The sequence below is a fragment of the Bacillus sp. AFS077874 genome (assembly GCF_002566505.1).
GTDB lineage: Bacteria > Bacillota > Bacilli > Bacillales > Bacillaceae_G > Gottfriedia.
The window spans coordinates 495,410-517,042 of the sequence record NZ_NUYF01000012.1 but is presented as its reverse complement, the minus strand read 5'-3'; the positions used below and the strand labels follow the sequence as shown (position 1 = coordinate 517,042).

The following is a 21,633-nucleotide window of genomic DNA, read 5'->3' as shown; positions in this document are numbered from 1 at the left end:
TATGTACGACTAAATTAGCAATAACTAATTTATCTGGTAATTTCTAGTTCTACTTTTCTTATTGTAACCAAAAAAATTTTAGGCACACATGAAATTCTGGAAAATTAAAAAGAGAGGATTAAGAAGGAATGTGGAAGTAAAAAGATAAAAAAACAACAGGCTCATTCTATGTGCCTGTTGTTTTTATTTGTTAGGAAGGCGAACACCTTCCGCATTTCATGATGTCTAGCTCCAGGCGTCTGCCCCTCGAGGTCAACTTGTCGGGGCAGAGCGAACGCCTTCCGCTTTTCTAGTTTTGCTCAGCTTTTTCTTTTTGTTCTTTTAATACAGCTTTGCGAGATAAGTTTACTCGTCCTTGTTTGTCGATTTCAGTTACTTTTACTAGGATTTCGTCTCCAAGTGAAACTACGTCTTCAACTTTTGCAATGCGTTCTTCTGCAAGTTCAGAAATATGGACTAATCCATCTTTACCTGCAAAGATTTCTACGAATGCGCCGAATTTTTCAATTCGTTTTACTTTACCCATGTATAATTGACCAACTTCTACTTCTCGAACAAGGTCTTCGATAATTTGTTTTGCACGTTCATTCATAGGTTGGTCCACAGATGAAATAAATACAGTTCCATCTTGTTCGATGTCAATTTTTACGCCAGTTTCTTCAATAATTTTATTGATTTGTTTTCCACCTGGTCCAATAACATCTTTAATTTTATCTGGGTTAATTGTCATCATTAAGATTTTTGGAGCAAACTCAGATAAAGCTGTTCTTGGTTCACTTATTGTAGCAAGCATCGAATCAAGAATTTGAATACGACCAATTTTTGCTTGTTCTAATGCTTCTTTTAAAATTTGTTCTGATAAACCGTCTATTTTAATGTCCATTTGAAGTGCAGTTACACCTTTAGCTGTTCCTGCTACTTTAAAGTCCATATCTCCTAAATGATCTTCCATACCTTGAATGTCTGTAAGAACAGAATAATGTTCACCAGATTTAATTAATCCCATTGCAATACCAGCAACTGGTGCTTTGATTGGTACACCAGCATCCATCATTGCTAAAGTACTTGCACAAATACTTGCTTGTGAAGTAGAACCATTTGATTCAAGTACTTCTGATACAAGGCGGATTGTGTATGGGAAATCCTTTTGATCTGGAATACTTGGCTCAAGTGCTCTTTCGCCTAATGCTCCATGTCCAATTTCACGGCGACCTGGTCCACGAATAGGTCCTGTTTCACCAACACTGAATTGTGGGAAATTATAATGATGCATAAAACGTTTTGATTCTTCAATGCCTAATCCATCAAGAATTTGCACATCACCTAGTGCACCTAATGTACAAATGCTTAATGCTTGAGTTTGTCCACGAGTGAATAAACCAGAACCATGTGTACGAGGTAGTAAACCAACCTGTGATGATAATGGACGGATTTCATCTAATTTTCTTCCATCAGGACGAACTTTTTCAACCGTGATTAAACGGCGGACTTCTTCTTTTACTAGCATTGAAAGAATTTCTTTAACTTGTCCAATAGTCTCATCGTCTGCTTCATTTTCTTCAAACTGAAGAACAACACGTTCTTTTACTTCATTGATCGCAGCTTCACGAGCATGTTTTTCATGAACTTGAATTGCTGCATTTAGTTCTGTTTCACAAATTTCACGAATTTGTTTTTCTAATTCAACATCAAGTTCATGAAGTTGAATTTCCATTTTTTCTTTTCCAATTTGAGCTACAATTTCTTCTTGGAAAGCAATTAATTTTTTAATTTCTTCATGACCAAACATAATTGCTTCAAGCATAACTTCTTCTGGCACTTCATTAGCTCCAGCTTCAACCATGTTAATTGCATCTTTCGTTCCAGCAACTGTTAAATGAATGTCACTGTTTTCAGCTTGCTCAACTGTTGGATTAATAATAAATTCGCCATTAATACGACCAACTACAACTCCAGCAATAGGTCCGTTAAAAGGAATGTCAGATACGCATAGCGCTAGTGAACTACCAAACATAGCAGCCATTTCTGATGAACAATCTTGATCAACACTCATTACCATGCTGATTACTTGTACTTCATTACGGAATCCATCTGCAAATAATGGTCGAATTGGGCGGTCAATTAGTCGACTCGCTAATATTGCTTTTTCACTCGGTCTACCTTCACGTTTAATAAATCCACCAGGAATTTTACCTACTGCATATAAACGCTCTTCGTAGTTTACTGTTAATGGGAAAAAGCTAACTTTTTTAGGTTCCTTTGATGCAGTTGCTGTTGCTAATACGACTGTATCTTCGTATCTTACTAAAACTGCTCCATTTGCTTGCTTTGCTAATTGTCCTACTTCAACAGTAAGAGTTTTACCTGCAAGCTCCGTGGAAAAAACGTGCTTTTGTTGTTCCATATGGTATAAATACCCCTCTCTAATTTACAATTCAAAGTCTAAACTAATTATGTAAAAAAATCGTATATTCTCTATTATCTCCTATGTTTAGTAAAGAAATCAACTAACGAGAAAAAGAGAATAAATATTTATAAATTTAAAATTCAATTGATCAGTAATTTTAAATCGATATGTATAAGAAAAAGCGGGAAGAATCCCGCTTTTTCTTAAAGTATCAAATTAATACTCGAATTAACGACGTAAACCTAATTTGTTAATTAATTCACGGTAACGAGTAATGTCTTTGTTACGTAAGTAGTTAAGTAAGTTACGACGCTTACCAACCATTTTTAATAAACCACGACGAGAGTGGTGATCTTTTTTGTGAGTACGTAAGTGCCCATTTAAAGAGTTAATGTTTTCAGTTAAAACTGCAATTTGAACTTCTGGAGAACCAGTATCGTTCGCATGAGTTTTGTAAGTGCTGATAATTTCGTTTTTACGTTCTTGAGTTAATGCCATGTTTTTTCACCTCATAATAATATTGTTGAACACCTATCACCTAGCAGTCGTCGGTGAATCGATTTGCCAAGCAACGGTTTTTCAAGTACTTTAATAATATTACATTGTTTTAATTATAAAAGCAAGTATTCTAAATTAGTTATTTGCGAAAATAACTTTTTACTGTTTCACGATCTTTTTGTAACTGATCGATTAACTCATTTATACCATTAAACTTCTTTTCATCACGAATTCTAGCATACCAAAAAATTTCAACTTCTTTTCCGTATATATCTTCATTAAATTCAAAAATATTTACTTCAATTGTTTGTTTTTGGAACTCATGATAGAAAGTTGGTTTGTATCCGATATTACACATACCTTCATATATTTCACCGTTAACAATACATTTTACAGCATAAACACCTACTGATGGTAATGCATACGGAATGGAAACAGAAATATTAGCTGTTGGAAATCCAATTGTTCGGCCACGTTTGTCACCATCTACAACGATCCCTTTAATTTGATACTGTCTGCCAAGTAAGTGGGTAGCTTCTTCCATTTCACCAGCTTTTATCGCTTCTCTAATTCGTGTTGAACTTACTTTCTCATCGTCTAAAACGAATTTTGAAACTGTTGATTGAGTAAATTCACCTCTAGAATGAAATGGTAATGATTCCATATTCCCTTTACCATATTTTCCAAATGAAAAATCAAATCCAGCAACAACATGTTTTGCATTTAAAGCAATAATGTATTGATCAACAAATTCTTGTGGTAGTAGTGCCGCAAATTCCTCTGAAAATTCAACAACAAATAATTGGTCTACACAAAGTTTCTCCATCCACTTCACTTTTAGCTCCAAAGGTGTTAAATAAGAAATCGCATCATCACGATTTCCAAGAATTGCAGATGGATGTGGATTGAATGTCATCACTGATAATAATAATCCTTTTTCATCCGCAATTTCTTTAGCAGCTTTTATGACTTGTTGATGACCTTTATGTACTCCATCAAAAAAGCCAAGTGCTAAGACCGTTTCTTTACAATCTTCTTTTTTTATTGAATGAGGATGGGTGATTTTTATTATTTTTGTCATATTTATCACCTTTTCTATAATCAAGTCTCTTTTCCCATTATAGAACAATGAATAAAATTTATATAGTTTTTTCTATTGGTTATGAAATACTCTTGTCGGTTTAATTACATTATTATTTTTAGGGTTTGGAGTGTACATTGCAATAATTCGATTATTTTCGTTGTAGACTGCAATATATTCCCCTTCTTTACAGTTCATCGTATTCGGAAAAAATCCACCATTAAATACTCTTACTTCTTCTTCAGCTGTCACAGTTAGACGTGGATACTCATTAAGAGCTTGCTCCATCGATAACATTACACGATCTAAAGTAAAATCATTAGCATTTTCTTCTAATTCAGCAAATGTAACACAATCATCAATCGTAAATGCACCTGCTTTTGTTCTAGTTAAATAAGACATATGAGCAGGGAATCCTAAAAGCTCACCAATTTGAACAGCTAAAGTTCTAATATATGTACCTTTACTACAAAAAACTTCAAATTTAAAAGAAATTGTATCTCCTTCGAATACTTCTCGATTATCAAGTAAAATGATTTCAAATATTGTAACCGTTCTAGTTGGACGTTCTACTTCGATTCCAGCCCTCGCGTATTCATATAGCTTTTTGCCATTTACTTTAACAGCAGAGTACATAGGAGGAGTTTGACTAATTTCTCCAGTTAATTGATTTAGTACATTTAAAATTTCTTCACGAGTAATAGCTCGATCAACCTTCTTTTGCTCAATAATTTCACCATGAGCATCCTCAGTTGTTGTAGAAAATCCTAAAGTAATTTCACCAATATATTTTTTCCGATCATCGGTTAAATATGGTATTAGCTTTGTAGCTTCACCTACACAGATCGGCAAGACGCCCGTTACTTCTGGATCTAGGGTTCCTGTATGACCGACTTTTTTTGTCTTTAAAATCTTTCTTATTTTAAAGACGCAATCATGAGAGGTAAGACCCGCTGGTTTATTTAGTGCAATTACACCATTCATCTTATCACCTATCGTTTATTTTTTAGCATGATGAAAAATGGATAGACGAATCTCTCGCCTATCCATTCATTATCAGTTATTCTCTTTATTAATTTGAGTTAGCAATGTCTCAATTCGATTACCATAATCGACTGATTCATCAAATTCAAAAATTAATTCTGGTGTCTTACGTAAACGAATACGTTGACCAATTTCAGAACGAATAAATCCTTTTGCTTTCGCTAATCCAATTAATGTATTTTGACGTTGTTCGTCGTCACCTAATACTGAAATATAGACTTTAGCTTGTTGAAGGTCACCAGTTACTTGAACATCAGTAACTGTTACGAAGCCGATTCTTGGATCTTTAATTTTTCTACCAATAATCTCACCAAGTTCTTTCTTCATTTGTTCCCCAACACGATGTGCTCTTACTTTCATACTTTCACCTCAATCTTACAAAGCAAAACAATTCGTGCTTTCATACAATTAGTTTAACTAATTGTATAAATAATTATTTATTATGCTGAACTTATTCATTTGTGATAAGTCCATTATTTATTTCCAGTTTTAAATCATCTTCTAGAAGAAGATTTTATGATGTCTAGTTCCAGCGAGTCGTCCCTTGAGGTCATAAGCCAATGACCAGTTTAGGTTAAAAACCAACCTTATCTGGTCCTTGTCTTATGCTTGTCGGGGCTTTAGCAAACGCCTTCCACTTTTCGTCGTGTCTAGTTCCAGGCGTTAGCCCCTCGAGGTCATAAGCCCAATAGCAGTAAAGGTTAAAAACCAACCTTTTCTGCTATTGTTCTTATGCTTGTCGGGGCTTTAGCAAACGCCTTCCACTTTTCGTTATTATTTACGTTTAATTTCTTCCATTACGTAAGCTTCGATTACGTCGCCTTCTTTAATATCATTGTATTTCTCGATCGTGATACCACATTCGTAGTTTGTCGCTACTTCTTTAACGTCATCTTTGAAACGTTTTAATGTGTCTAATTGACCTTCGAATACAACAATACCGTCACGAATTAAACGAACACCGCTGTCACGAGTGATTTTTCCATCAGTTACATAACATCCAGCAATTGTACCAACTTTTGATACTTTGAATACTTGACGAACTTCTGCTTGACCGATTACTTTTTCTTCAAACTCAGGGTCTAACATACCTTTCATCGCAGCTTCAATTTCTTCAATTGCTTTGTAAATAATACGGTGTAATCGAATATCTACATTTTCTAAATCTGCAGTACGTTTTGCATTTACATCAGGACGTACGTTGAAACCAATAATAATTGCATTAGATGCAGAAGCTAAAATTACATCTGATTCAGTAATTGCACCAGCGCCTGTGTGGATGATTTTAACTTTTACGCCTTCTACTTCAATTTTTTGTAATGAAGCAGCCATCGCCTCAACAGAACCTTGAACGTCTGCTTTAACAATTAGATTGATTTCTTTTACGTTACCTTCTTGAATTTGAGCAAATAAATCTTCAAGAGATAATTTTGAGCTTTCACTACGTTGTTGCAGAACTGCTTGTGAAGCACGTGCTTCACCAACTTGACGCGCACGTTTCTCGTCAGCAAATACCATAAAACGGTCACCTGCTTGAGGAACTTCATTTAAACCAGTAATTTCAACTGGCATTGATGGACCAGCCTCTTTAATTCGACGACCTAAGTCATTTACCATCGCACGTACACGGCCAAATGAAGTACCAACTACAATTGGATCTCCAACTTTTAATGTACCATTTTGAACTAATAAAGTTGCAACTGCACCTTTACCTTTATCTAATTCAGCTTCAATTACAGTACCTAGTGCTTTACGTGTAGGGTTAGCTTTATATTCTTCTACTTCACTAACTAAAAGAATCATTTCAAGTAACTGATCAACACCGTTACCGTTTAATGCTGAAATAGGAACAAAGATTGTGTCTCCACCCCATGCTTCTGATACAATACCGTGTTCAGTTAATTCCTGCATAACACGATCTGGGTTTGCAGATTCTTTATCCATCTTATTCACAGCTATAATAATAGGTACTTCTGCTGCTTTTGCGTGATTGATCGCTTCTACTGTTTGAGGCATAACACCGTCATCAGCTGCTACAACGATAATTGTAATATCAGTAACTTGTGCTCCACGTGCACGCATTGTAGTAAATGCGGCGTGACCAGGCGTATCTAAGAACGTAATTTTCTTTCCTTCGATTTCTACTTGGTAAGCACCGATATGTTGTGTAATTCCACCTGCTTCTCCAGCAGTTACCTTTGATTTACGAATATAGTCAAGTAAAGTTGTTTTACCGTGGTCAACGTGACCCATAATCGTTACAACTGGTGGACGTTCTTGTAGATTAGCTTCATCGTCAGCTTCATCAATAAAGCTTTCGAAGTCATTTTCATCAACAATAACTTCCTCTTCAACTTCAACTCCGTAGTCACTTGCTAATAATTCGATCGTGTCTTTATCAAGGTCTTGGTTGATTGTCGCCATAATGCCTAACATAAATAATTTTTTAATTAATTCTGATGGTTCTTTACCTAATTTTTTTGCAAGCTCAGATACTTTTAATGAACCTGAGAAGATTATTTTATTTGAGGTGTTCTCGGTTGAGTTATTTTTATGATTCATATTTTGATTGCCTTTCTTTATCCCTGTCGTTTGTCGATCTTCATTTTGACTGCTTTGCTTTTGGCTGTCAGTCTTTTTCTTTTTATTACTGTTCTTTTTTGATTTTTCTTTCGTATCTTCTAATTGATAGTCTACATCGCAATCAAGTTCTTCACTAGCTTCTACATTAAATGCAGGAATTACCTTAAAAGAAGATTTTGACACAGCTTTTTGGGGTTGTTTTATCTCTACAGACTTTGGTTGAAAACTCTTATTTAATTTTTCAACAATATCCTCTGCAATTGTGGCCATATGATTCTTTACTTCGATTTTTAAATCCTTGAGTCTTTCAATAATTTCCTTACTTGAAACATTTTGCTTTTTAGCATACTCATAAATTCTAATTTTCGTCATACGTTCACCCCCAGATTAGTCCATTAATTTAATAATGTCTGAAGTTTTGTTGCAAATCCTTGATCAGTAATTGCAACGACCACTCGAGCGTCTTTCCCAATAGCGTGCCCTAATTCAAAGCGATTTTCAACATAACAAAGTGGAGTATTGTAAAAAGTTGTTTTGTCTTTTATTTTCTTCGCAGTTAACTCAGAAGCATCCTTTGACAAAATAACTAGTTTTGCTCTTTTTTGTTGGACTTCTTTTACAACTAACTCTTCGCCTGAAACCACTTTACGAGCTCTAGCTGCAAGTCCTAATAAAGACAATCCTTTGTTTGTCATGCTTTTTCCTTTTCAATATACGCTAAAAGTTCTTCATATAAACTAGCATCAATTTTAGCGTTTAATTGCTGTTCTAAAGTGTTTTTTTGCTGCGCTTGTTTTACAACTTCAACAGATTTAGTTAAGTAAGCTCCACGACCCGATTTTTTTCCACTTGGATCAATGGAAACTTCTCCTTCTTTAGAACGAACAATTCTAATTAATTCTTTTTTTGGTTTCATTTCTTGTGTGACAACACACTTACGTAAAGGAATTTTTCGATTCATGAGTTTACTCACTCCTCATTAAAGTTGTCAGCGTAAGCATCGAAATCATCATTAGATACTGTTACTTCTTGCGCTGGTGATGTATAGTCAATACCAATTTTATCTGCATCAGACTGTGATTTAATATCAATTTTCCAACCTGTTAAACGCGCAGCTAATCTAGCATTTTGACCTCTTTTTCCAATTGCAAGAGATAATTGGTGATCTGGTACTACTACAGTAGTTGCTTTTTCTTCTTCATTTACTAAAACTCTAATAACTTGAGATGGACTTAATGCATTTGCAACAAATTCAACTGGATCTGAAGACCAACGTACAATATCAATTTTTTCACCTTTTAATTCATTAACAATTGATTGTACACGTTGACCTTTTTGACCTACACATGCACCTACTGGATCTAAATCAGGGTTGCTTGTATATACTGAAATCTTAGAACGGTCACCTGCTTCACGTGCAACTGAACGAATTTCTACAACACCATCATAAATTTCAGGTACTTCTGTTTCAAATAAACGCTTTAATAATCCAGGGTGAGTACGTGATACAAAAATCTGTGGACCTTTTGAAGTTTTTTCTACTTTTGTAACAAATACTTTAATGCGATCATGGATTCTGTATTTCTCAGTTGGAATTTGTTCTGTTACAGGAAGAACTGCTTCAATTTTTCCTAAGTTAACATAAATAGCGCGTGAATCGATACGTTGAACTGTACCTGTCATCATATCTTCTTGGCGGTCAATATACTCTGAATAAATTACACCGCGTTCTGCTTCACGTACTCTTTGTGTTACGACTTGTTTAGCAGTAGTTGCAGCAACTCGTCCAAAGTCTTTAGGTGTTACTTCTAATTCAATGATATCGCCTACCATAAAGTTTGGATTATGTTGTTGTGCTTCTTCAACTGTAATTTCTAAACGTGTATCAAACACATTGCTTACAATTTCTTTTCTTGCAAAAACACGAATTGAACCGTTATGTAGGTTAAAATCAACTCGAACATTTTGTGCTTGATTGAAATTACGTTTATATGCTGAAATTAAAGCTGCTTCAATTGCTTCAATTACTACATCTTTACTAATTCCTTTTTCTCTTTCAATTATTTCTAATGCTGTTAATAACTCCGAACTCATTAAAAGTACCCCCTACTTAAAAAAACGTAACAGCAAGTCTTGCACTTGCGATTTTTGGTGTTGGAATTGTAATCATTTTTTTTCTTGTTTTAATTGTTAATTCTAACTGAACTTCCTCTGACGTATAGGAAATTAATTTCCCTTCAAATTTCTTTTCGTCAAGGATTGGTTCGTAAGTTTTAATGAAAACTTGTTTTCCAATTGCTTTTATAAAATCTTGTTCTTTCTTTAAAGGACGCTCAGCACCTGGTGACGAAACATCTAAAAAATATAGGTTTTCAATTGGATCTTTTTCATCTAAGACTTCACTTAGTCTTTCACTTACTGCAGCACATTGCTCCAAATCAATTCCAGACTCACTATCTATAAATACTCGAAGGAACCAGTCTTTTCCTTCTTTTACGTATTCTACATCAACTAACTCTAATCCTAGTTGTTCAATTATTGGTTGTGCTAATTCTGATACAACCTCTGTGACCTTCTTACTCAAGAAGTATCCTCCTTCCAAACATTACAAGATGAAAATTCCCTGCTATTTAGCAGGGAAATTATCTTTAGTATTTCCAATTTACGCAATTATTGTAACTTAAAATTCAAGTTGCACACTACGTAAGAGATGAATTGGGTCATAAGGGTAATAAGAAAGAGCAGGTTGCCCCTGCTCTTCAAGAAAAATCCCGTGCTAAATTACATCTGTATCTACTATACCATAATTCCCAAGTTTTGCAAACCGTTAAAAGCCATCGAAAAGTGATAATTGGTTTTGATCAGGTAAGTTTTGTAAACAGCCTTGTTTATCTAAATACTCTAATACTGTTTTTGAAATTTTACTTCTTTGTTGTAAGTCTTCTTTCGAAAGGAATTCTCCGTCTTCTCTAGATGCAACAATATTTTTAGCGGCATTCGTCCCTAATCCAGGAATCGAATTAAACGGTGGAATCAATTTGTTACCATTTACTAAAAATTCATCTGCACTTGAACGATATAAATCCATTTTTTCAAATGAAAAACCTCTTTCACACATTTCCAATGCTAACTCTAATACAGTCATTAAACTTCGCTCTTTTACTGATGCATCTAATCCTTTTATCGCAATTTCTTCAATTTTAGCTTTAATCGTACTTGGACCAGCAATCATTGCTTCGATATCGAAATCTTCTGCTCGGACTGTAAAATATGCAGCATAATAAAGAATTGGATGGTGTACTTTGAAATATGCTATTCGTACTGCCATCAAAACATATGCAGCCGCGTGGGCCTTCGGGAACATGTACTTAATTTTTTTACATGAATCAATATACCAAGCAGGTACTTTATTATTTCTCATTTCTTCTTCCCACTCTGCTGGTACGCCCTTACCTTTACGAACTGATTCCATTATTTTAAATGCTAATGAAGGTTCTAATCCTTGATATATTAAATAAACCATGATGTCGTCACGACAACCAATTACTTCAGAAAGTGTACAAGTTCCACTGTTAATTAATTCAGATGCATTTCCTAACCATACATCTGTACCATGTGATAAACCAGAAATTTGAACTAGTTCTGAGAAAGTAGATGGCTTCGTATCTTCTAACATTTGACGAACGAATTTTGTTCCAAATTCCGGAATTCCATAAGTACCTGTCTTACAGCCTATTTGTTCCTCTGAAACACCTAAAGGTTCTGGTCCAGCAAATATTTTCATAACTTCAGGGTCATCAGTTGGAATCGTTTTTGGATCGATTCCACTTAAGTCTTGAAGCATGCGGATAACGGTTGGATCATCGTGTCCAAGAATATCTAGTTTTAATAAATTATCATGAATTGAATGGAAATCAAAATGTGTCGTTTTCCATTCAGACTTTACATCATCAGCTGGGAACTGAATCGGTGAAAAATCATAAATGTCCATATAATCTGGAACTACGATAATTCCACCTGGATGTTGTCCAGTTGTTCTTTTTACCCCTGTACATCCCATAGCTAATCGATCATATTCAGCACCACGTAAATTTAGATTATGATCATTTGCATACCCTCTAACATAACCGTATGCTGTCTTGTCAGCTACAGTACCGATTGTACCTGCACGATAAACATAGTCCTCACCAAAAAGTACTTTTGTATAATTGTGAGCAGTTGGTTGATATTCACCGCTGAAATTCAAATCGATATCAGGAACCTTATCCCCTTTAAATCCAAGGAAGGTTTCGAACGGAATATCATGACCATCTTTTTTAAATGCAGTACCACATTCTGGACAATCTTTGTTCGGTAAATCGAATCCAGAACCTACTGATCCATCATTGAAAAACTCAGAATGTTTACAATTTGGACAGACGTAATGTGGTGGAAGTGGATTTACTTCCGTTATTTCTGTCATGGTCGCGACTAATGATGAACCTACAGATCCCCTTGAACCTACTAGATACCCATCATCTAAAGATTTTTTTACAAGTTTATGCGAAATCAAGTAAATTACGGCAAAACCATGCCCAATAATACTTTTCAACTCTTTTTCAAGACGGGCTTCTACAATTTCTGGTAATTGATCTCCGTAAATAGATCTTGCCATTTGATAGCTCATATCGCGAACTTCATCTTCAGCACCTTCAATTTTTGGAGTATATAAGTCATCCTTAATTGGTTTAATATCTTCAATCAAACTAGAAATTTTTTGAGTATTTGTTACGACTATTTCTTTTGCTTTTTCTTCTCCTAAAAATGCGAATGAAGATAGCATCTCATTGGTTGTTCTAAAATGAACATCTGGTAATCGATGTCGATTTAATGGATTTGCTCCACCCTGAGAACCAACTAAAATTTTCCGATAAATTTGGTCTTCTTTTTGTAAGTGATGAACATTACCAGTACCAACAACAATTTTTTCTACCTTCTCAGCCATTTTTACAAGCTTTGAAATTACTTCTCTTAAATGTTGTTCATTTCGAACAATTTCTAATTCTACTAAATGTAAAAGTGTCTCTGGCGGCATTACTTCGATATAATCATAAAACTCCATTAGCTTTTCTGCTTCTTCAGGAGATTTTTGAACACTTGCCTCAAAAACTTCACCTTTATCACATGCAGATCCGACTAATATTCCTTCGCGATGTTTCACTAATAATGATCTAGGAACCCTTGCAACTCGATGATGATAATGGATATGAGAGTATGAAACAATTTTAAACAAGTTTTTTAGTCCAGTTTCATTCGTAGCTAATAGAGTTGCATGTGATGGTCTTGCTCGTTTATAAGCATCGCCTTTCCCCATGTTATTATTTAGCTCGTCATGATAATACATATCCTGCTCTGCTGCATCTTTAAGCATTTTTAGGAGTAAGAAGCCAGTGGCCTCAGCATCGTAAATCGCTCTATGATGCTGTGTTAAGTTAATATCGAATTTTTTACAAAGTGTATTTAATCGGAAGTTTTTAAAATCTGGATATAATGTTCTAGCTAACTCAAGCGTATCGATTACACCGTTATTTGTAATACCAATTTCATATTTTTTAAAGCCCATTTGTATAAAGCCCATATCAAATGAAGCATTATGAGCTACTAGAATATCGTCACCCATCCACTCTTTAAACTCTCGAAGTACCACATCGACATTTGGGGCATCTCTTACCATATCGTCAGTAATTCCCGTCAATTCAATCGTAGTTGCAGATAGTGGATGATGAGGATTTGCAAATCGTTCAAATCGGTCAATGATTTCACCTTTATGAATCTTTACAGCAGCTAACTCGATGATCGTATCATAAACAGCAGAAAGACCTGTTGTCTCTACGTCAAATACAACATAGGTTGCTTCCTCTAATGAAACATGCGATGGATTATATGCTGTTGGTACACCATCATTTACTAGATTTATTTCAACGCCATATAGTATTTTTACTCCGTGTTTTTTCCCTGCTCCAAATGCTTCAGGGAAGGATTGAACAACTGCATGATCCGTTATTGCAATTGCTTCATGTCCAAACTTACCTGCTTGTTTGACTAAATCACCTGCTGAAACGACTGAATCCATTTGGCTCATATGTGTATGAGCATGTAACTCAATTCTACGCTCTCCTTCTGGAGCTTCATCCTTGCGTTCATTTGGCGTAATTTCATTTATATCATTTGCAATCATGACTAAATCACGAACAAATGTATCGTTTTGTACTGATCCTCTAACTTTTACCCACATACCCTTTTTAATTTTATTTAACATTGGGATATCTTCTTTATCTCTAGAGAACATTTTAACTAGAATTGAGCTAGTGTAATCAGTTATTTTAAAAGTAATTAAGACACGGCCACTCTTAAGTTCACGAATTTCAGAATCGAATACATATCCTTGTAGAACTACTCGTTTTTCTTCTTCAATGATTGACGAAATCGTATTAATTTCAGTTTCTTTAATATAATATCCAACGACAAGAGGACCCTGAGGCTCATCTCCTTCAGCTTCTTCAGCAGCCTCTTTCTTTTCTAATTCAACAAGTACTTCCATCGCTCGTTTGCGATCTTCTTCAGCTTTTTTCTCAAGAAACTCAGTTTTTTCTTCAACATTATCTTTTATCGTATTCTCAAAAAACAACTTAGGAAAACCTACTTTTTGATATAAATCCTGCAGCTGAGGAACGTATCGATTTGTAAAAGCATTTTCTTCAATTAGACTATTTAAATCGATCATTACTTTATTATTTTCAACTGAAGGTAGAGCAGATTCAATATGTTGTAATATAGGAGATTTCGATTCAACAGATTGAATCATAAATGACCAATAATCAATTACTTTTTGTTCATCTATTTTTGGATTTTCAGTATTAATAACGACGGAAACATCTGCTATATGTTTAAAAGTTCTTAATAAACTTGTTACAAATACTTGAAATGTTGCAAAAGGTAAAACATTATCTATTTTAAAAGTAAACTGCCATTTTTTTTCGCTTTTATTTACTTCAAGATTTACGATTTCCCCATTTTTAAAATATAGATCTCGCATATCTTCGGGAAACTGAAGCTGATCTAATAATAGCTGAAACCGCTCCTGACGTGTTTGTCCCATTTTTTCACCAACCTTATTATATAAATTGCAGTTAAATTGCAGTATATGTGTAAAAAAAATCGAAAGTACCTCTAAAATAAGAGGTACTTTTTATTTGTGTGCGATTCCCGTAAGGTGTCGCTTCCACGTTTATTTTATTTTAACATATTTATTTCATTTACAAGGTTAGAAATTTCTACTTCTTTACTAACTTGTCCATCTCTAGTTTTAAGTTCTACAATTCCTTCTGCAGCTTTTTTACCAACAACAACACGTACAGGAATTCCGAAAAGATCTGCGTCTGCAAATTTTACACCTACGCGTTCATTTCGGTCATCTAATAATACATCTTGCCCAATCTCTTTTAACGTTTTATAAATATCGTCTGCTAAATTTACTTGCTCTTCATTCTTTGTATTTACAGTAATGACATGTACATCAAAAGGAGCTAGGTTTTTAGGCCAGACAATACCTTTCTCGTCATTATATTGCTCTACAATTGCAGCTAATGTACGAGATACACCAATTCCATAGCATCCCATAATGATCGGGTTCGACTTCCCATTTTCATCAAGGAATGTTGCATTCATAGACTCAGAGTATTTTGTACCTAATTTAAATACATGACCTACTTCAATACCTTTTGCAAATGAAATAGTTCCTTTACCGTCTGGTGATAAGTCACCTTCTTGAATAAATCTTAAGTCTACGAAATCTTTCACATCATAGTCTCTATTTACAGTTACGTTAATGTAGTGATAACCTTCTTCATTTGCTCCACAGCAACCATTTACAATACCTTTAATTGCATTATCCGCTAATACTAATAAATCAGATTTTACTCCAATTGGACCTAATGATCCGATTTCACAGTTCATTAGTTCTTTTACTTCTTCTTTAGTAGCAAGCTCAACTGAATGTGCACCTAGATAATTCTTTAATTTAATATCGTTGATTTCGTGGTCACCACGAGCAAGCACTAATACAAAACTTTCATCTGCTTTGAAAATAATTGATTTAATGCTTTTTTCAATCGGTAAGTTTAAGAATTCAATTACTTCATCGATTGTTTTTTGATTTGGCGTTTCTACTTTTTGAACTTCTTCTAATTTCTCATCAGATGGTTCGTAATTCGTCACAACTGGCGCCATTTCAATATTTGCTGCATAGCTAGATTCATTTGAAAATGCGATTGTATCTTCACCAATGTCGGATAACACCATGAATTCATGCGTATCTTTTCCACCCATTGCTCCTGAATCAGCAACAACCGCTCTGAAATTTAATCCACAACGAGTAAATACGTTGCTATAAGCCGTAAATAAACGATCATATACTTCATCCAAGCTTTCTTGTGATGCATGGAAAGAATATGCATCTTTCATTAAAAATTCACGCCCACGAAGTAGTCCAAAACGAGGACGTTTTTCATCACGGAACTTTGATTGTACTTGGTAAAGTGTAATCGGTAATTTTTTATATGATTTTAATTCATCGCGAATAATGGAAGTAACAACTTCTTCATGTGTTGCTCCTAATGCAAATCCTCTACCGTGACGATCTCTTAAACGCATTAGTTCTGGACCAAAATTATCCCAACGACCTGATTCTTCCCATAATTCCTGCGCTTGCATTGATGGCATTAACATTTCCATCGCACCAGCATTATTCATTTCTTCTCGAACGATATTTGCTACTTTTTGAAGAACTTTATTACCTAAAGGTAAGAAACTATATATACCAGATGCATTTTGTCTAATAAAACCTGCTCTTAATAATAATTGATGGCTTTTTATATCTGCATCTGATGGTACTTCACGAAGAGTTGGACTATATACGATACTTTGTTTCAAAAGGATTCACCTCATATTTTTCTTTTATTCTTATATTCTTTTTTAATCAATTTTAAATAGATTTCATAATTGTCTTAAAAGCTATATGTAACCATACAAACGAACAATTTCAAAAAAAGCACTTTGCAAGATAAGAATCCGCTCCCACTTAAAACGAGCTAATTGACAAACAATATGTCACTAAGCCCGTTTTATAAGCAAGTAAGTCGCGGATTCTTTAAACAAAATTCATGAAATTACACGATTAAATTAAACAGAGCTTCTTATAAGAAAAATCTTTTAATATCGTTCCAAGTTACGATGATCATTAATAACATTAAAAGCGCAAAACCAATAAAGTGAACGACACCTTCTTTTTGGCGATCAATAGGTCGACCTCTTAGTGCTTCTATTGCAAAAAATGTTAGTCTTCCTCCATCAAGAGCTGGTAATGGTAATAAGTTCATAATACCAAGGTTGATACTTAAAAATGCTGCCCATTTCATTAAGTAGAAAATTCCTGATTGTGCAGCCTGATCAGTTACCTGGTAAATACCAACTGGACCAGAAAGATTATTGATTGAGAATTGACCAGATACTAAATGACCAACTGCTAATACAATTTCTTTTGTCCATCCAATTGTTTCAGTTATACCATATTTAACCGAAGAAAAAACATTTTTTTCAACAGGGGCATATACACCGATTAAACCATTTACTTTATGATCGATTTCTTCTGATTTTGGTGTGATTGGAATTGAAATAACTTTGTTATCTCTTTTCACTTTAAATAATAATTCTTTACTTGGGCTTTCTCTAACAATTTTAACTACTTCTGCCCATTTTGAAACATCTTTATTATCAATAGATAAAACAATGTCACCTTCTTTTAGACCAGCAGTTTGTGCTGGACCTTTTGGAAGTAATTCACCAATTTTAGCATCATTTACTGGAGTTCCTTGAAGTAATCCTAATAAGATAAAGATGACCAAAGCTAATACAAAATTCATCATTGGGCCTGCAAAAATGGCAATCGCTCTTTTTCCTACAGATTTACTATTAAATTGTCGGTTATACGGAGCAATCTGGTGACCTTGTCCTTCACTATAAATGAACGCTTTTTCATTTACATTGAATTTTGATACACCTTCAGTCCCTTCTTCAATACCAATGATTTCTAACTTATGCTCTAAATCTATTGAATCAACTTCAACAAAACGAAGATCTTGGAAACGATCAAACTGATCAACTACAATTTTAGTAACTTCTCCTACCGTGTTAAATTGTAAACCGATATGTGATCCAGGCTTTACTTGTACCATTTCTGGATCTTCTCCAGCGTAACGAACATAACCACCAAGAGGTAATAATCTTATTGTGTATGTAGTTTCATTTCGATAAAATGAGAAAACCTTTGGACCAAATCCAATCGCAAATTCTCTACATAAAATACCAGCACGTTTTGCAAAATATAGATGCCCTAGTTCATGAAAAAATACAAGTGCGCCAAAAATTACAACAAACGCTATAACTGTATTCATCTAATTACCACCCTTACTTTATTAGTGATGAAACGAATTGTCTTGTTTGTTCATCAATGTTACGAATTTCTTCTAACGAAGGTTTACTAACTACATTGTGTTTTTCAAGAGCGTTTTCTATTAAATTCTCAATTTGTAAGAATGATATTTTATTCTGTAGAAAAGCAGCTACCGCTTCCTCATTTGCTGCATTTAATACAGTAGGTAAACTACCGCCAACTTTTCCAGCTTGATAAGCATAATCCAAACATTTAAACCTGTTAAAGTCCATCTCTTGGAAATGAAGTGTCCCAAATTTAATTAAATCTAATGGCTTATGATTATTAATTGGTTTTCTTGAAGGATAGTTAAGTGCATAGGCAATCGGTACTCTCATATCAGGTGTTCCTAATTGTGCCATTACACTTCCGTCATCGAATTCAATCATAGAGTGAATAACACTTTCTCTATGAAGTACTACATCAATTTTTTCATATGGCATATTAAATAGCCAATGTGCTTCAATCACTTCTAACCCTTTATTCATCATTGTAGCTGAATCAATTGTAATCTTTGCACCCATTGACCAATTTGGATGGTTTAGCGCATCTTCAATTGTAACATCCTTTAATTGATCTCTTGTTTTATCTCTAAAGCTACCACCTGAAGCTGTGATGATTAATTTATGTATTTCATTAGGGTTTTCACCATTTAAACATTGATAGATTGCTGAATGCTCACTATCTACTGGTAAAATGGGGACACCATATTTTTCTGCTTCAGCCATTACAATATGACCTGCTGTTACTAATGTCTCTTTATTCGCAAGTGCGATTGTTTTACCATTTTGGATTGCTTTCATAGTTGGAACTAAACCTACACTTCCAACAACAGCGTTAACAAGTATTGTACTGTATTCATGTACTGCAACTTCGATCAGACCTTCTTCACCATATAAAACTTTGGTTTTCGAAGGGATCCCTAAGCTCGTCAATTTTTCAGCCTCTTCTTTACCTGCAACTGAAACTAGTTTTGGTTTAAATTCTAAAATTATCTTATATAATTCATCAATATTTCTTCCAGCTGAACACGCGACTAATTCAAAATCATTTGATTGATTTCTAATAATATCGAGTGTTTGTATACCGATTGAACCAGTTGCTCCAAGTAAGCTGATTTTCTTCATTTTCATATGTCTCCTTAAATACAAAAACTAATACTATAACGTAAATAGTAAATAGACGATCGGCAATGTGAAAATGATACTATCAAATCTGTCTAAAATCCCACCATGACCAGGTAATAAATTTCCTGAGTCTTTAACACCGTAGTATCTTTTATATGCAGATTGTACGAGATCACCTAATTGACCAAAAATCGAAACAAGAACAGCTACTAGTACTAAATATAGTATTGAATGATTTAAAGTTAACATAATCGATAAAATTACTGCAACTACTACAGCACAAATAATTCCACCTATCGAACCTTCAATCGTTTTATTGGGACTAATATCAGGCCAAAGTTTAGTTTTACCTGTAGCTTTCCCAATAAAATATGCACCTGAATCAGTTGCCCAAATTACGAATAATGGGAAGAAGAAGTATGAAATTCCCATATTTCTCATCTCGTACATATAATGAAATCCGAATCCTACATATAAACTGCTTAATACTACAAAAGAAGCATCTTCAAAAGTAAATGTATTCTTTGTAATTACCGTATATGATAAAAGTAATAGGATTAGTACAATTGAAATTTCTGTTTTACCGATTTCTATAGGAAAAAGCCTATTTGATAAATCATTTGGTGTAATTGCTACCCAAGTTAAGATTAATCCAAGTACAGTTTGTGCACTAAATAAATTAAACTTTTTCATTCTAATCAATTCAAAATAACCGATTGTGCCAAGTGCAAATACAAGTAAACCAAACGGCCATCTACCAAATATTACTAATCCTAAAAATAATGCTCCAGCTATAACTCCTGTTATAATACGCTGTTTCAAGTTCGTTCACCGCTTTCTTAAATACCACCATATCTTCTTGCTCGATTTTGATATTCTTTAACCGCATCTATTAAACACTCTTCGGTAAAATCGGGCCATAATACATCTGTAAAATATAGTTCAGAATAAGCAATTTGCCAAAGCATAAAATTACTAATCCTTAATTCACCACTTGTTCTAATTAACAAATCTGGATCTTTAAAATCACTAGTCATTAAATAACGATTAAACAAGTCTTCATTAATTTCTTCTTTATTTATTTTATTATCCAATACATCTGAAGAAATCTTTTTAACAGCAGAAATAATTTCGTCTCTAGAACCATAATTTAGGGCAAAATTTAATACCATACCCGTATTATTTTTAGTTTCCTCTACTGCTCTTAATACTGCTTCTGTAGTATAGCTTGGTAATTGCTCTTTATTTCCAGTTAATCTTACCTGCACATTTTCTTCGATTAATTCAGGTAAAAATGTCCCCAGAAATTCTTGTGGTAACTTCATTAAGAATTCTACTTCAGTTTTAGGTCTTTTCCAATTCTCAGTTGAAAAAGCATATAAAGTTAAAGTCTTTACACCTAATTTACTAGCAGTTCTTGCGATTTTCCGAACTACTTTCATTCCCTCATAGTGTCCCTTAACCCTTGGTAGATTCCTCTTTTGTGCCCATCTACCATTACCATCCATTATTATTGCAACATGCTCAGGAATTACTCCGTCGACCCCATTTAATTGCGAACTTGGAGGTACATTTTTCTCTTCTTTATTTCTTTTAAAAAAAGAAATTAATTTAAACATCTTTAATCCTCCGTTTAAGTATATCTAATTAAAGCATTGAGTAAAAAAACCCCCTTAAACAGAGGGTCTTTTTACTCAAAGCGCTTAGTTTATTTAATTATAATGCAATAATGAAATTATGTAATAGCATAATGTGAAAAATTCATTATTTTTCTAAGCGCTAGTAAGATATACCTTGCAATGCAGTATTAAACTTCCATTATCTCTTTTTCTTTATCTTTTGTGATTCCATCGATTTTTTCGATGTGTGAATCTGTTTGTTTTTGAATGTCTTCTACAAGACCACGTAATTCATCTTCAGTAATTTCACCATTTTTTTCTGCTTTTTTAAGATCATCATTTGCATCACGGCGGATGTTACGTACAGCAACTTTAGCATCTTCAGCAGATTTTTTAACTACTTTTACTAAATCGCGACGACGCTCTTCTGTTAATGGTGGGAAACTAATTCTGATTACAGTTCCATCATTTGAAGGGTTTAAGCCTAAGTCAGCTTTTTGAATCGCTTTATCCATATCATTAATGACTGTTTTATCGTAAGGAGTAATTAATAATAATCTTGCTTCTGGTACTGAAATATTTGCCATTTGGTTGATTGGTGTTGGAGCACCATAATATTCAACTAAAACTTTATCTAAAATAGCTGGGTTCGCACGACCAGCACGTACTGTTGCTAATTCTCTAGAGAAAGCAGAAACAGCTTTTGTCATTTTTTCTTTTGCTAAAGAAATGATTTGATTAGACAT

General features: G+C 34.1%; 17 protein-coding genes. All 17 read right to left on the bottom strand.

Features of this window, described 5'->3' with window-relative positions; translation table 11 throughout:
• Positions 1–289 precede the first annotated feature (289 nt).
• The 17 genes from pnp to frr all read right to left on the bottom strand — a co-directional run bounded on the left by pnp (position 290) and on the right by frr (position 21,633).
• Positions 290–2,404 (bottom strand): polyribonucleotide nucleotidyltransferase, encoded by a 2,115-nt coding sequence (gene pnp, locus COJ46_RS15130; RefSeq protein ID WP_098566027.1) that lies wholly within the window; start codon positions 2,402–2,404, stop codon positions 290–292.
• Positions 2,405–2,635: 231 nt separating this feature from the next.
• On the bottom strand, positions 2,636–2,905 hold the full coding sequence (rpsO, locus tag COJ46_RS15125) for a 30S ribosomal protein S15 (protein ID WP_025568545.1): 270 nt from the start codon (positions 2,903–2,905) through the stop codon (positions 2,636–2,638).
• A gap of 139 nt (positions 2,906–3,044) precedes the next feature.
• Complete coding sequence (gene ribF, locus COJ46_RS15120; RefSeq protein WP_098566026.1) at positions 3,045–3,986, bottom strand: bifunctional riboflavin kinase/FAD synthetase; 942 nt, start codon at positions 3,984–3,986, stop codon at positions 3,045–3,047.
• Between the two features lie 72 nt (positions 3,987–4,058).
• On the bottom strand, positions 4,059–4,970 hold the full coding sequence (gene truB / locus COJ46_RS15115; protein WP_097975463.1) for a tRNA pseudouridine(55) synthase TruB: 912 nt from the start codon (positions 4,968–4,970) through the stop codon (positions 4,059–4,061).
• A gap of 72 nt (positions 4,971–5,042) precedes the next feature.
• Entirely contained in the window at positions 5,043–5,390 is a 348-nt protein-coding gene (gene rbfA / locus COJ46_RS15110) for a 30S ribosome-binding factor RbfA (protein ID WP_025568543.1), read from the bottom strand.
• Between the two features lie 414 nt (positions 5,391–5,804).
• Positions 5,805–7,985: a translation initiation factor IF-2 gene (gene infB / locus COJ46_RS15105; protein ID WP_098566025.1), complete on the bottom strand. Its 2,181-nt coding sequence runs from the start codon at positions 7,983–7,985 to the stop codon at positions 5,805–5,807.
• 23 nt (positions 7,986–8,008) lie between these two features.
• Positions 8,009–8,308 carry a YlxQ family RNA-binding protein gene (locus COJ46_RS15100; protein WP_097975467.1) on the bottom strand — a complete coding sequence of 100 codons (300 nt, stop codon included), beginning with the start codon at positions 8,306–8,308 and terminating at the stop codon, positions 8,009–8,011.
• Positions 8,305–8,574 carry an RNase P modulator RnpM gene (gene rnpM, locus COJ46_RS15095; protein ID WP_056470825.1) on the bottom strand — a complete coding sequence of 90 codons (270 nt, stop codon included), beginning with the start codon at positions 8,572–8,574 and terminating at the stop codon, positions 8,305–8,307. The genes COJ46_RS15100 and rnpM overlap by 4 nt, the downstream gene beginning before the upstream one ends.
• Before the next feature lie 8 nt (positions 8,575–8,582).
• Positions 8,583–9,707 (bottom strand): transcription termination factor NusA, encoded by a 1,125-nt coding sequence (nusA, locus tag COJ46_RS15090; protein ID WP_098566024.1) that lies wholly within the window; start codon positions 9,705–9,707, stop codon positions 8,583–8,585.
• 16 nt (positions 9,708–9,723) lie between these two features.
• A complete protein-coding gene (rimP, locus tag COJ46_RS15085) occupies positions 9,724–10,197 on the bottom strand; it encodes a ribosome maturation factor RimP (RefSeq protein WP_097975469.1) in 474 nt (157 codons plus the stop codon).
• Between the two features lie 243 nt (positions 10,198–10,440).
• Positions 10,441–14,751, bottom strand: coding sequence for a PolC-type DNA polymerase III (locus COJ46_RS15080; RefSeq protein WP_097975471.1), 4,311 nt, complete (start codon positions 14,749–14,751; stop codon positions 10,441–10,443).
• 134 nt (positions 14,752–14,885) lie between these two features.
• A complete protein-coding gene (locus tag COJ46_RS15075) occupies positions 14,886–16,583 on the bottom strand; it encodes a proline--tRNA ligase (RefSeq protein ID WP_098566023.1) in 1,698 nt (565 codons plus the stop codon).
• A 263-nt stretch (positions 16,584–16,846) separates the two neighbouring features.
• Entirely contained in the window at positions 16,847–18,103 is a 1,257-nt protein-coding gene (gene rseP, locus COJ46_RS15070; protein ID WP_097975475.1) for an RIP metalloprotease RseP, read from the bottom strand.
• A 13-nt stretch (positions 18,104–18,116) separates the two neighbouring features.
• Positions 18,117–19,268, bottom strand: coding sequence for a 1-deoxy-D-xylulose-5-phosphate reductoisomerase (gene dxr, locus COJ46_RS15065; RefSeq protein WP_097975477.1), 1,152 nt, complete (start codon positions 19,266–19,268; stop codon positions 18,117–18,119).
• 33 nt (positions 19,269–19,301) lie between these two features.
• On the bottom strand, positions 19,302–20,090 hold the full coding sequence (locus COJ46_RS15060; RefSeq protein WP_097975478.1) for a phosphatidate cytidylyltransferase: 789 nt from the start codon (positions 20,088–20,090) through the stop codon (positions 19,302–19,304).
• Positions 20,091–20,107: 17 nt separating this feature from the next.
• Positions 20,108–20,887 (bottom strand): undecaprenyl pyrophosphate synthase, encoded by a 780-nt coding sequence (locus COJ46_RS15055; protein ID WP_097975480.1) that lies wholly within the window; start codon positions 20,885–20,887, stop codon positions 20,108–20,110.
• A gap of 188 nt (positions 20,888–21,075) precedes the next feature.
• Positions 21,076–21,633, bottom strand: coding sequence for a ribosome recycling factor (gene frr / locus COJ46_RS15050; protein WP_097975482.1), 558 nt, complete (start codon positions 21,631–21,633; stop codon positions 21,076–21,078).

Coding starts and splice junctions, on each gene's coding strand:
- pnp (WP_098566027.1), bottom strand. CDS start 2,404: ATGGAACAACAAAAGCACGTTTTTTCCACGGAGCTTGCAGGTAAAACT.
- rpsO (WP_025568545.1), bottom strand. CDS start 2,905: ATGGCATTAACTCAAGAACGTAAAAACGAAATTATCAGCACTTACAAA.
- ribF (WP_098566026.1), bottom strand. CDS start 3,986: ATGACAAAAATAATAAAAATCACCCATCCTCATTCAATAAAAAAAGAA.
- truB (WP_097975463.1), bottom strand. CDS start 4,970: ATGAATGGTGTAATTGCACTAAATAAACCAGCGGGTCTTACCTCTCAT.
- rbfA (WP_025568543.1), bottom strand. CDS start 5,390: ATGAAAGTAAGAGCACATCGTGTTGGGGAACAAATGAAGAAAGAACTT.
- infB (WP_098566025.1), bottom strand. CDS start 7,985: ATGACGAAAATTAGAATTTATGAGTATGCTAAAAAGCAAAATGTTTCA.
- COJ46_RS15100 (WP_097975467.1), bottom strand. CDS start 8,308: ATGACAAACAAAGGATTGTCTTTATTAGGACTTGCAGCTAGAGCTCGT.
- rnpM (WP_056470825.1), bottom strand. CDS start 8,574: ATGAATCGAAAAATTCCTTTACGTAAGTGTGTTGTCACACAAGAAATG.
- nusA (WP_098566024.1), bottom strand. CDS start 9,707: ATGAGTTCGGAGTTATTAACAGCATTAGAAATAATTGAAAGAGAAAAA.
- COJ46_RS15080 (WP_097975471.1), bottom strand. CDS start 14,751: ATGGGACAAACACGTCAGGAGCGGTTTCAGCTATTATTAGATCAGCTT.
- rseP (WP_097975475.1), bottom strand. CDS start 18,103: ATGAATACAGTTATAGCGTTTGTTGTAATTTTTGGCGCACTTGTATTT.
- dxr (WP_097975477.1), bottom strand. CDS start 19,268: ATGAAGAAAATCAGCTTACTTGGAGCAACTGGTTCAATCGGTATACAA.
- COJ46_RS15055 (WP_097975480.1), bottom strand. CDS start 20,887: ATGTTTAAATTAATTTCTTTTTTTAAAAGAAATAAAGAAGAGAAAAAT.
- frr (WP_097975482.1), bottom strand. CDS start 21,633: ATGTCTAATCAAATCATTTCTTTAGCAAAAGAAAAAATGACAAAAGCT.